Genomic DNA, 12,031 nt, shown 5'->3' on the forward strand with positions numbered 1-12,031 from the left:
TCACGGCTGCAGGCGGCGGCGATTGAGGTGGACGATCAGGCCGAGCGTGCCGGCGATGACAAGGAAGGAGAACACCGTCGTCACCGTGCCAAGCGCGTAGAGCACCGGCGTCGTGACATTGGTCGTCATGCCGTAGATTTCGAGCGGCAGCGTGTTGAACGAGCCGGACGTCATCAGCGTACGGGCGAATTCGTCATAGGACAGCGTGAAGCCGAACAGGCCGACACCAATGAGGCTCGGCGCGATCATCGGCAGCACGACATGGCGGAAGGTCTGCCAGGGCGAAGCGCCGAGATCGCGCGCGGCTTCCTCGTAGGCCGGCGAAAAGCGGTTGAAGACGGCAAACATGATCAGGACGCCGAAGGGTAGCGTCCAGGTGAGATGGGCGCCGAAAGCCGAGGTATACCACGACGGCTGGAAACCAAGCTGCTGGAATACGACGCCGATGCCGAGCGAGATGATGATCGACGGCACGACGAGGCTGGCAACCGCGAGATAAAACAGAGCGGTGGAGCCGATGAAGCGGCGGCGGAAGGCGAGGCCCGCGAGCAGCGAGACGACGACGGTGACGATCATCACCATGATGCCGAGCATGGCGGAACGGCGGAACGATCCGCCGAAATCGCCAACCGCCTGCGTCTCGAACAGGTTGGCGAACCAGCGCAGCGACACGCCGTTCAGCGGGAAGGTGAGGCCGCCGTTCGGCCCCTGGAAGGAGAGGATCAGGATCGCCGAAAGCGGGCCGTAGAGGAACAGCACGAAAATGGCGAAGAAGATGGCGAGGATGTAGAATTCGCGTCCGCGCTTGTCGCTGTGCATCTCAAAGCTCCCCTTTTTCCTAAAGTTCTTTGCGGATATCGACAATGCGGAGAATTCCCGCGACCATCAGCAGAACCAGGACGAGCAGCACGACCGCGTTGGCGGCCGCCGCCGGGTATTGAAGCAGGGACATCTGGTTCTTCATCATCAGCGCCACCGAAGCGCTCTGACCCCCGGACATCACCTGAACCGTCGAAAAGTCGGCCATGACAAGCGTCACGACGAAGATGGTGCCGATCGCCATGCCGGGCTTGGCAAGCGGAATGATGACGTTGGTGAGGATCTGGGTGCTCCTGGCGCCGGCGTCGCGCGCGGCTTCTACCAGCGACTTGTCGATGCGCATCAGCGTGTTGAAGATCGGCGTCACCATGAACAGCGTATAGAGATGCACCATGGCGAGCACGACGGCAAAATCCGAGTAGAGCAGCCATTCGATCGGTTCTGGAACGATCCCCACATTGATCAGCGTCGTGTTGACGAGGCCGTTGCGCCCGAGCACCGGGATCCACGAAATCATGCGGATGATGTTCGACGTCAGGAACGGCACGGTGCAGACGAGGAAGAGCACCATCTGCATTGCGGTGGTGCGGATGTGAAAGGCCAGAAAATAGGCGACCCAGAAACCGACGAACAGCGTGATCGCCCAGACCAGCAAGGCGAATTTCAACGTGTTCAGGTAGGTCTTCCACGTCACCCACGAACCGAGCGTCTCGGCATAGTTCATCGACAGGAAGTCCGGATACATCTGGGCGAAATCGTAATCCCAGAAGCTGACGACTGTAATCATCAGGATCGGCAGCAGCAGGAAGGCGCCGAGGATCAGCGCCAACGGCGTCGCCTGGAGATAGGAGATCAGCGCCGGCGACAGACGAAAGCTCCGGGGCTTTGTGTCCTCGGCCTTGGCCGTTTCCGGCTCGGATGATGCGATCGTCGCCATGTCTTGATGTCTCCCTCTGGAGGCTTCAGCGGTGCAGCGGGTTTCCCTCCCCCTTGTGGGGAGAGTGGCCGACAGGCCGGGAGGGGTTTCAGGAGAAGACCCCTCCCTAACCCTCCCCACAAGGGGGAGGGGACAGGCCGGCGGATGTCTTACGCCGCGATGAACTCGTTCCAGCGGCGGACCATGTATCGGTCCTCGTCCATCACCGAGTTCCAGCAGGCCACGTGGCCCATGCGTTCCTCGAAGGAGCCGCCGTCGCGCACGGCGCCGGCTTTTTCCATGATCTTGCCGTCCGGAGCGACGATATCGCCCTTGGCTGCCTTGCCTTCGATCCAGTAGCCCCATTCGTCGGCGGACATGTGTGCCTTGGCGGTTTCCATGGCGGCCGAATAGTAGCCCTGGCGGTTGAGATAGGCGCCGACCCAGCCGGACGTGTACCAGTTGATATATTCATAGGCAGCGTCGAGCTTGGCGCCCGAGAGATGGGCGGCAAGGCCCAGACCGCCGCCCCACGAGCGGTAACCTTCCTTGAGCGGCTGGTATTTGCAGGCGATGCCCTTGGAACGGACGGCGGCGACAGCCGGCGACCACATGGACTGGATGACGACTTCGCCAGAGGCCATCAGGTTGACGCTCTCGTCGAACGACTTCCAGAAAGCGCGGAACTGGCCGGCCTGCTTGGCCTTGATCAGGAAATCGATCGTCTTGTCGATTTCCGCCTTGGTCATGTTGCCCTTGTCGACATACTTGATGTTGCCCATGGCTTCCATGATCATCGCGGCATCCATGATGCCGATCGACGGGATGTTGAGGATCGATGCCTTGCCCTTGAACTTCGGGTCCATGATGTCGGCCCAGGTCGAGATCTCGCGGCCGACCAGGTCCGGGCGGATGCCGAGCGTGTCGGCGTTGTAGATGGTCGGAACCATCGTGAACCACTTGGTTTCTTCCTTGGCGAAGGTCTTGTCGCCGGGCTTTGCGACGTAACCCACCGTGTGCGGCGCGGTCCCTTGCGCGATCACGCTGTCCGGCTTCAGCTTGCCGTTTTTGAACAGCGGCACGATCTTGTCGTAATATTTGAGCTTGGTCGTATCCATCGGCTGGATGACGCCGGCCGGATAGACCTTCTTGAGGATCCAGTACTCGATATCGGCGATGTCGTAGGAGTTCGGCTGGGTGACGGCGCGCTGGGCGGCCGCGTCAGAGTCCGTCGCGGTCATTTCGAGCGTGATGCCGAGGTCGGCCTTGCACTTCTCGGCGATCGCATTGAGGTTCGAAACGCCGGTGCCGAACTGGCGCAGCGTGATCGGGTTCTGGGCCCAGATGGTCGGGAAGCCGGTGATGGCGCCGGAGCCGGCGGCAAGACCGGCCGCGGCGGACGCCGTCTTCAGAAGCGTGCGGCGCGAAATGCCCTTGGTTGGTTTTTTGGTCTCAGTCATTGCCTTGTTCTCCTCTGGTTGAGTTTTTTGGTGGCATCAGTTCTTGAGGCGGCCGAGGACGATGGCGTCCTCGCGGCCCCAGGAAAGGGGGATCGCTTCTCCAACCTTGACCGGATTGGCGAAAAATTCGGCGTCGGTCAGGATCGCGGTGAAATCGTCGATGCCCGCGCCGTTGACCGAGAGCTTTACCGAAGAACCGCGATATTCCACGTTCGAGACGGAACCGGTGAAGCCGAGGCCCTTTTCGGAAGGCTGGCCGATGCGGACATGGTCGGTGCGGATGGCGATGTCGGCCGTGTCGGTCAGCCCGGCGGCGCCATCGTCGGTGGCGAGGAAATCGCCGCCTGCGGGCACCGACAACATCAGCTTGTCGCCGGAGCTCTGCGTCACCCGGCCGGAGATGACGTTGTGGTCGCCCATGAACTTGGCGACGAAGGCGGTCGCGGGCTTTTCGAACACCACGCGGGGATGGGCAGCCTGTTCGATGCGGCCATCGTTCATCACCACGATCAGGTCGGCGAGCGCCATGGCCTCCTCCTGGCTGTGCGTCACGTGTACGAAGGTAATGCCGAGTGAGGTCTGCAGCTTCTTCAGTTCCGCGCGCATGCGGATTTTCAGGAAGGGATCGAGCGCCGAAAGCGGCTCGTCAAGAAGCAGCGCTTCCGGATCGGTGATCAGCGCGCGGGCGAGCGCCACGCGCTGCTGCTGGCCGCCGGAAAGCTGGGCCGGACGGCGGGTGGCATAGGCTTCGAGCTGCATCAGCCGCAGCATGTCCATCGCCTTGGCGCGCCGCTCGTCCTTGTCGACGCCCTTCATTTTGAGGCTGAAGGCGACATTGTCGACGAGGTCGAGATGCGGAAAGAGGGCGTAGGACTGGAACATCATCGCCGTGCCGCGCTTGGCCGGCGGCAGGTCCGTGACGACGGTATTGCCTAGGCGGACGTCACCCGAGGAAATGCTCTCGTGCCCGGCGATCATCCGGAGCGTCGAGGTCTTGCCGCAGCCGGAAGGGCCGAGCAGGCAGCAATAGGTTCCGGCGGGAATCTTCAGGCTGATCGCATGAACGGCAGTGGTTGTTCCGTAGATCTTAGAGACTGAAGCGATGTCGATTTCGGCGGCTTTGCTCATCAGGCGCTCCCTTGCGTCTGATATTGTTATGCATCAGTCATGCCAACTCGATTAAACGTCCAGAAAGACTTGAATTTACCTGAAAGGGTCAGCGGCGAAGTTTTGCCGGTGCGCAAAAATCAGGCGATCGTTTTCGATCTGTTGGGCAAATCGTATGCAATCTTGGCATTGGATCAAAAACAAGTCGCTTGGCATCCTGTAGACACTCGGGTTACAAAGGCCGTACATTGGACCGCAGCAATGAATATCAGCGAAAAGATCAATCTTACCGATACGACGCCCGAGGATCGCTCCCCGGAAGATCGCTCCATGGCGATCCGGGAGACTTTACGCAACGCGATTATCGATCGGCGTCTTGCGCCCGGCACCAAGCTGTCGGAAAGCGAAGTCGGCTCTCTTTTCGACGTCAGCCGCACGGTTGCCCGAGCCGCGCTGCAGATGCTTGCGTTCGAAGGCCTGGTGAAGACCGAGCGTAATCGCGGCGCCTTCGTTTCCAATCCGTCGCCGGAAGAAGCGCGTCAAATTTTTGCCTCCCGCCGGCTGATCGAACCCGGCATCGTCGCAGCCGCGGTCGAGCGCCTCACGCCCGAGGATATCGCGGAATTCCGTCGTCAGCTCGACGAGGAAGAGCGTTATCTGAACGAACGCGGTCCGGCTGCACGGCGCGCCGAGATCAAGGCGTCCGGCGATTTCCACCTGATGCTGGCCTCCGTTGCCGGCAATGTCATCCTGCAGCGTTTCATGGATGAGCTGGTTGCGCGTTCGTCGCTGGTGATCGCGCTTTACGGCCGTTCCGGCGTCTCAAGCTGTGGGCATGCCGAGCACAGCGCCGTTCTCGACGCCCTGGAAAAGGGCGATGGCGAGCGTGCCGCCAAGCTCATGATCCACCACATCGACCACATCGAAGCGGATCTCGATCTTCAGCTGAAGCAGGGTCTCGGCCTTAAGGATGCCCTGTCGCTCGCCTAACCGCGCAAGTATCGCAAGGCCTCGGTATAAGCGGCGAGATCCCGTTCGGGATCGGCTGGCAGTGTCGCGGCGCGAATGACCCGGCCGCCACCTTCCTCGATGCCGATGTCGATCATCAGATTGTCAGCCTTGCCGTGGTTCTCGATCGACAGCCCGTCCGGGCCGCGAGGACGACCGCTGCTCTCGTCGATATCGAGCCCGGAATACCAGATCGACCGCACCCGCGTGCCGTAGTCGTCGGGATGGTTGGTATAGGCCCAGACCCGTTTCCCGAGCGCGATCATGAAGCCGATTTCATAGACGGTGCCGGGATCGGCACTGATGCCGCGAAACGGCGTGATATTGGCAAGGCAGACATCCGCGCGTCGCATCGCGCCGTCGTTGCGCTGGTAGATCGCGGCCGCCGTCAGCTGGCCTACGGGCGCCTGGTTCTCGTCGCTGCCGGGACCGGTCGGCTCAAAACCGAAGCTGCGGGCGAGCCGGCGTTTTTCGCCCATCACGGTCTGGGCATCGGGCAAAAATACTTCCGGTCCGGCGAGATAGATGGTCGGCATGAAAATCCCTTGATGAATCGGTCAGCACCAATGTTCCATAGCGTCCTGTCCGGCGCATTGCGAGTATGAATGCGCCGGCCGCGCGGCTTGAGCGTCTTCAGGAGGTAAACAGGTTCCTGAGTTGCGACGGTTGGCAGCGGAGATATTGCGGTGCGGGCTTCACCTGGGCGCCGAGTTCCGCTGCCGCATGCCAGGGCCAGCGCGGATCGTAAAGCACCGCACGGGCGATCGCGACGATATCCGCGTCGCCGGTCGAAACGATCGCTTCCGCCTGCGTCGGTTCGGTGATCAGCCCGACCGCCACGACTGGCATCTTCACCGCAGCCTTGACGGCACGTGCCAAGGGCACCTGATAGTTCGGGCCGAGCGGGATCTTCTGTTCCATATGCAGCCCGCCGCTCGACACATGGATGGCGTCGCAGCCCTTCTCGTCCAGCATCTGGGCAAATGCGATGCTCTGGTCGATGTCGAGGCCGCCCTCGACCCAGTCGGTCGCCGAGACGCGCACCGTCACCGCCTTGTCGGAGGGGAAGGCCTGGCGCACGGCATCAAAAACTTCGAGCGGAAAACGCGCCCGGTTTTCCAGCGAACCGCCATACTCGTCTGTGCGCTGATTGGAGAGCGGCGACAGGAACTGGTGCAGCAGATAGCCATGCGCCGCATGGATCTGGATCGCGTCGAGGCCGATACGGGCCGCCCGTACCGCGGAAGCCGCAAACGCGTCGCGCACCTCGTTCAGGCCTTGCCTGTCGAGCGCGACGGGAGCCACGTATTTCGGATTGAAGGGGATCGCCGAAGCCGATTGGGTCTGCCAGCCGTTCGGGTGATCCGGGGCGATCTGGCTGCCGCCGAGCCAGGGCTTGTCGGTCGAGGCCTTGCGACCGGCGTGGGCGAGCTGCACCGAGATCGGCATGTCCGACCATTTGCGAATGCTATCGAGCGTGCGGCCCATCGCCTTTTCGGTGGCGTCGTCATAGAGCCCGACATCCGCATAGGTGATGCGGCCCTCCGGGGTGACCCCGGTCGCCTCGATCGTCAGAAGCGCTGCGCCGGAGAGCGCGAGCTGGCCGAGATGGATGACGTGCCAGTCGGTCATGCAGCCGTCCTCGGCCGAATATTGGCACATGGGCGCGATGACGATGCGGTTCGAGAGTTCGAGATTGCGGACGCGGATCGGAGAAAAGAGAGCAGGCTGGGCCATGATTGAGTTCCTTTGCGCGATCGGTGGCGCCGAAAAATCGATCCCGGCGTTTTGGCAAATCAACCGGGTCTCATCAAGTCACGCTGACGAGAGCGGCCTACCAGACGACCGGGTGCGTTTCGCCGGTCAGCACGTTGACGAACCCCTGCGGTGCCCGCTCCGATGGCGCCACCAGCACCCAGCGCCATGGGGAGCAGGTCAGCGTCGCAAACGACAGCCGCTCCGGGAAGCCCGGCCACCAGCGTGGCGAAAAAGTCGGCTCGTACATCCAGTCGATCGTCTCGCCGGCTTTGTAAAGCGCTTGCATTTCCGCATCGAGGTTTTCGGCCGAGCGCGCGGTCATCAGCCCGCCGACCTCGTAGTGGACACGGGCGATCACCCTGCCGCCCGAGACCAGCACCCAGCCACCCTGCTGTTCGGCGAGCGCATTGGCGACCATCGCCATCGCCTCGTCGGAGGAGCCGACTACCCAGATATTGTGCTTGTCATGCCCAAGCGTCGAACCGAGCGCCGTATCCGGCGTGCGCGGTCCGGTGCCGAGCCAGAACATTTTTGACACTTTCGCCTCGCCGGAGAACCGGTCGACGATCGAGAATTTCGTGACGTTGCGGTCGTGGTCGCGCTGCACTGCGCCATCCTTGACCGATAGTTCCATAGTGATGAATTCGTCCGACCAGTGGAAGGGCCGCAGCAGGGCTGCATTCGCCGTGGCGCGACCGGCCGGCGCCTCGATGCGGAAATCGGCGGCGGTCACCTGGCGGTCGATTTTCACCGTCTTGGTCGCCCATTCCGGCCAATCGATCTTCGGACGCGCACCGGTAAATGTCCTGCCTTCCGAAACCGGCGTGCCATCCGCCCAGACCTTGGCGATAGACAGCTTTTCGACGTCGTCGAGCAGCACGATATCCGCAAAACGGCCCGGTGCGATCGACCCGACCCAGGGCGTCAGCCGCATATGCCGCGCAGGGTTGAGCGTCACGCACTGGATGGCGATTTCCGGCGAAAGGCCGTTCTCGATCGCAAGGCGGACATTGTAGTCCGTCGCGCCCATCTTCAGCGTGTCGGAGGCGCTGCGGTCGTCGGTGACAAAGGCCATCTGCGACCAGTCGGCGAGGTTCTTCTCGATGAGGCCCTTGATCACCTCCGGCAGCGAATGCGGCCGAAGCTCGATGAACAGCCCATGCTGCAGCTTCTGCCAGATCTCATCCAGGAACCATCCTTCGTGATCGGAGGCAAGGCCCGCGGCGGCAAACGCGTTGATCGAGGCCAGGTCGCGCAGACCTGCGCCATGGCCTTCGACAACGCCCCGCTGCTCGAAGGTTGCGCCGATCATGCCCCAGAGCCGGTCGTAGGACGGGTTGGAGGGATCCGAGATCGACGGCCAGTCCATTACCTCGTCGAGGCCGGCGACCATCAGGCTTTCGCTCATGAACTGCTTCTGCTCGTCATAACCGAAATACCCGCCGCCCCATTCATAGGCCGTCGGCGGCACGGCCGAGCCCGGCAGCGGAAAGATCTTCATCGGCGAGCCGCGGCGGCGGGCTTCCAGCCAGAATTCCAGGTTGCGGGCACCGTTGACGTTCGAGAATTCGTGGCTCGCCTCGCAGGTCCAGGTGACCCCGTGCGGCATGACAAGCGCCGCTTCCCATTCCGGTGTCAGGTGGGAACTCTCGATATGTTTGTGCGCCTCGCCGAAACCGGGAACAGCCGAGAGATTGGGCTCGTGGCTACGTTCCGCTACCTCGCCTGCAAAACTGCCGGCCGGTCCGACATAGGCGATCCGCCGTCCCTTGATGACGATCTCCTGGTCCTCGAGCCAGGTCCTGCTGTGGACGTCGAGTAATCTGCCAACCCTCAGCAGCCGGTCCGCCGGCCGTTTGCCGAGCGCGGTCAACACCAGGTCCTGGCGGATGCGAACTTCGTCGGCCGCGTTGATCAGCAGGTCGTCGGGGAGGGGGGCGGAAACTGTCATCGGAGGAATGCCTGTCGGTTCTGATCGCCGGACCCTAAAGACGATGCCCGGATGTGTAAACCATCGCAAACCGTGCATCGGCCGTCACCTGAGGCCCGAAATCAACCTCCAGTATGAGATGGTTCAAGCCTAAAGAAATTTGGTTCTTGACTGCCCATGCCTAATAATTGGGCTTGCGGCCGGGCCGTTCAAAAAATAGTATCACCCCCAATTCCCGGGGGTGTCCCAGGGGAGCATCAACGCCGCTTTCGCAAAAGGACCCGCCTCATGAAGGCCACTCGTTTCACCCAATTGGCAACCCTTGCTCTCCTGGCGACGCTCGGCGGCACAGCAACGGCAAGCGCCCAGTCGAAGACGCTCACCATTTCCTGGTGGGGCTATAACGGCGAGAAGATGACTGCCAACATCATCGACCCGTTCAAGAAGATCTGCGGCTGCGACATCGTTTTCGAAACCGGCAACAATGCCGACCGCCTCAACAAGCTGAAGCTGCGCGACGGCAAGGGCGTCGATGTCATCTACCTGACAGACAGCTTCTCGCAGCTCGGCATCGAGCAGGGCCTCTTCCAGCCGGTCGATCCCGCGAAGATCCCGAACCTCTCCGAGATCTACGAACTCGGCCGCGCGCCGCAGGGCAAATACGGCCCGGCCTATACGATCGGCCGTATCGGCCTCGTCTACGACTCGGCCAAGGTGAACCCTCCGGTCACCTCCTGGAACGATCTGTGGCGCCCGGACCTGAAGAGCTCGGTTTCGCTTCCGGGCATCACCACCACGGCCGGCCCGATGGTCGTTGTGCAGGCCGGCAAACATGCGGGCGTCGATCCCTATGCCAGCACCGACAAGGCGTTCGAAGCCGTCGAAGCCCTGAAGCCGAACGTGGTCAAGAACTACAATACCGGCTCCGAACTGGTGAATTTGATCTCGACCGGCGAAGTGCGCGTCGCAATCGGCCAGGATTTCACGCTCGCCTCCATGCAGGCGGCGGTGAAGACCATGACCTGGGCGAAGCTCAAGGACGGCGATATCGCCACGCTGAACACCGTCAACATCCCGAAGGGTTCGACAAATGTCGAACTGGCCCACCAGTTCATCAACTTCATCCTGTCGAAGGACGTGCAGCAGAAGGAAGCCGAGCAGGGCGTCGATGCGCCGATCTCCACCAAGGTCCAGCTCACGCCGGACCAGGCGAAGATCTGGACCTACGGTGCCGATCAGGTTTCCAGCCTGAGCCGCGTCGACTACGCCAAGATGAACGCCGCCAAGACCGACTGGATCGACCGCTGGAACGAGGTTTTCGGCAAGTAATCCCGGATGTCGCCTGACCGGCCACATGGTTGAAATGACAACGGAGCGCCGCTATCAACGCGGCGCTCCTGCCTTTGAAAGAGACTGTCTATGAACAAGTTTGCCAGATGGAGTTTGACGTTGCCGGCGACGATCGCCGTCGTCCTGCTTCTGGTCATCCCCGTCGTTCTGACGATCGCCACCACCTTCGGCGAGGCGGGCGGGCCGTTCTCCACTTATGCGGCCTTCTTCAAGAGCGGCTTCCGCATGGCGGTTCTCTACCGCACCCTTCAGATCGCATTGATCACCACGGGCATCTCGCTCGTGGTCGGTTTCATCACAGCATACGTCATTGCCCAGATGCCGGGGCGCCTGAAGAGCATCATGATTATCGCAGCGGTGTTTCCGCTGCTGACCGGCGTCGTGGTCCGCTCCTTCGCCTGGCTGATCATCCTCGGCAAGAACGGCATCATCAACAATGTCCTGATGTCGATCGGGCTGATCGGCGAGCCTCTGTCGATGCTGTACACTCAGGGCTCCGTCATCGTCGCGATGGTCTATTTGTTCGTACCCCTGATGATCCTGACGCTGGTCGGCGTGCTTGAGGGAATCCCACGCGACCTCATCGAAGCGGCCACCTCGCTCGGCGCCCGACCGATCCCGACTTTCCTCCAGGTCATCCTGCCGCTCGCAGCCCCTGGCCTCATCGTCGGCGCGGTGCTGGTCTTTACCGGCAGCTTCACCTCCTATGCGACACCGCAGCTTCTCGGCGGCGAAAAGCAGATGATGATGGGCACGTTCCTCTATCAGCGCGCCATGGTGACCTTCGATTGGGTCGGCGCCTCGACGATCGCCGCGATCATGGTGGTCATAACTATCGGCGTCGTGCTCATCATGAGCCGCATGGCACGCCGTCTCAACCCGATGGCGGTCTGATGGCGACGCGTATTCATCCCCTGCTCGGCGCTTTCGCCATTCTCGTCTTTTTCTTCCTGCTCGCGCCGCTGGTGATCATCGTCGGCGCGGCCCTCAGCGACACGACATTCCTCACTTTCCCGCCACAGGGACTGACGTTGCGCTGGTTCGCCAACATCTTCCAGATCGAGGCTTTTCGGCGCACGGCGATTACCAGCCTGCAGGTCGCCATCCTCGGCACCGGCCTATCGCTGCTGATCGGCATTCCGGCGGCCTATGCGCTGAACCGTTATAGGGTCGAGCTGCCGCGCTGGCTTTCGACGCTGTTCGTGCTGCCGATCCTGGTGCCGGAAATCGTCTTCGGCTTCGCGCTCCTGAAGTCGATCACGATAGGTCTCGGCCTGCCGGTGTTCGTCAGCCTCGTCGTCGGCCACGCGCTGCTGATCCTGCCCTATTCGGTGCGGGTCGTTGGCGCCAGCCTCGCCTCCTTCGATTTCTCTATCGAGGAAGCGGCGCGGAGCCTCGGCTGTCCGCCGCTCAAAACCTTCATGACCGTGGTGCTGCCGAACATCCGCGCCGGCGTCATCGCCGCCTTCATCCTGGCCTTCATCACCTCCATCAACGACGTCTCGGTCTCGGTTTTCCTGACCGGACCCGGCATTTCGACGCTGCCGATCCAGATTCTCGCGCATATGGAGCAGTTCTTCGACCCGACGATCGCTTCCGTTTCCGTCCTTCTGATGCTGGTAACCGTCGGTGTCATGGCGATCGTCGAAGCGACGCTCGGCCTCACATTCCTCACCAAGTAGG

11 protein-coding genes are annotated in these 12,031 nt (G+C 61.9%); 4 read left to right on the top strand and 7 right to left on the bottom strand.

The features are described 5' to 3' along the window. The 4 genes from RG540_RS20410 to RG540_RS20425 all read right to left on the bottom strand — a co-directional run bounded on the left by RG540_RS20410 (nt 1) and on the right by RG540_RS20425 (nt 4,323). Entirely contained in the window at nt 1-819 is an 819-nt protein-coding gene (locus tag RG540_RS20410; protein ID WP_038591756.1) for an ABC transporter permease, read from the bottom strand. A 19-nt stretch (nt 820-838) separates the two neighbouring features. Then, a complete protein-coding gene (locus RG540_RS20415) occupies nt 839-1,756 on the bottom strand; it encodes an ABC transporter permease (protein WP_038591759.1) in 918 nt (305 codons plus the stop codon). 149 nt (nt 1,757-1,905) lie between these two features. Further along, a complete protein-coding gene (locus tag RG540_RS20420) occupies nt 1,906-3,195 on the bottom strand; it encodes an ABC transporter substrate-binding protein (RefSeq protein ID WP_038591763.1) in 1,290 nt (429 codons plus the stop codon). Nucleotides 3,196-3,231: 36 nt separating this feature from the next. Continuing rightward, complete coding sequence (locus RG540_RS20425; protein ID WP_038591766.1) at nt 3,232-4,323, bottom strand: ABC transporter ATP-binding protein; 1,092 nt, start codon at nt 4,321-4,323, stop codon at nt 3,232-3,234. A gap of 240 nt (nt 4,324-4,563) precedes the next feature. On the opposite strand from RG540_RS20425, the gene RG540_RS20430 reads away from it, so the two are divergent. Then, nucleotides 4,564-5,292, top strand: a complete 729-nt coding sequence (locus RG540_RS20430) for a GntR family transcriptional regulator (RefSeq protein WP_151045467.1) — start codon at nt 4,564-4,566, stop codon at nt 5,290-5,292. Here RG540_RS20430 and RG540_RS20435 read toward each other — a convergent pair. From RG540_RS20435 to RG540_RS20445, 3 genes are all read right to left on the bottom strand, one after another. Further along, entirely contained in the window at nt 5,289-5,846 is a 558-nt protein-coding gene (locus tag RG540_RS20435) for a nucleoside 2-deoxyribosyltransferase (RefSeq protein WP_038591768.1), read from the bottom strand. The genes RG540_RS20430 and RG540_RS20435 overlap by 4 nt on opposite strands. 97 nt (nt 5,847-5,943) lie before the next feature. Further along, entirely contained in the window at nt 5,944-7,047 is a 1,104-nt protein-coding gene (locus RG540_RS20440; protein WP_038591771.1) for an NADH:flavin oxidoreductase/NADH oxidase, read from the bottom strand. Nucleotides 7,048-7,144: 97 nt separating this feature from the next. After that, nucleotides 7,145-9,019, bottom strand: a complete 1,875-nt coding sequence (locus tag RG540_RS20445; protein WP_038591773.1) for an adenine deaminase — start codon at nt 9,017-9,019, stop codon at nt 7,145-7,147. A gap of 267 nt (nt 9,020-9,286) precedes the next feature. On the opposite strand from RG540_RS20445, the gene RG540_RS20450 reads away from it, so the two are divergent. From RG540_RS20450 to RG540_RS20460, 3 genes are all read left to right on the top strand, one after another. Continuing rightward, entirely contained in the window at nt 9,287-10,327 is a 1,041-nt protein-coding gene (locus tag RG540_RS20450) for an ABC transporter substrate-binding protein (RefSeq protein ID WP_038591776.1), read from the top strand. A 90-nt stretch (nt 10,328-10,417) separates the two neighbouring features. Further along, a complete protein-coding gene (locus tag RG540_RS20455; protein WP_038591780.1) occupies nt 10,418-11,242 on the top strand; it encodes an ABC transporter permease in 825 nt (274 codons plus the stop codon). Beyond that, nucleotides 11,239-12,030: an ABC transporter permease gene (locus RG540_RS20460; protein WP_038594361.1), complete on the top strand. Its 792-nt coding sequence runs from the start codon at nt 11,239-11,241 to the stop codon at nt 12,028-12,030. Before RG540_RS20455 ends, RG540_RS20460 begins: the two co-directional genes overlap by 4 nt. Nucleotide 12,031: the final 1 nt, after the last annotated feature.

Origin of the sequence: Neorhizobium galegae bv. orientalis str. HAMBI 540 (assembly GCF_000731315.1) — a bacterium.
GTDB lineage: Bacteria > Pseudomonadota > Alphaproteobacteria > Rhizobiales > Rhizobiaceae > Neorhizobium > Neorhizobium galegae.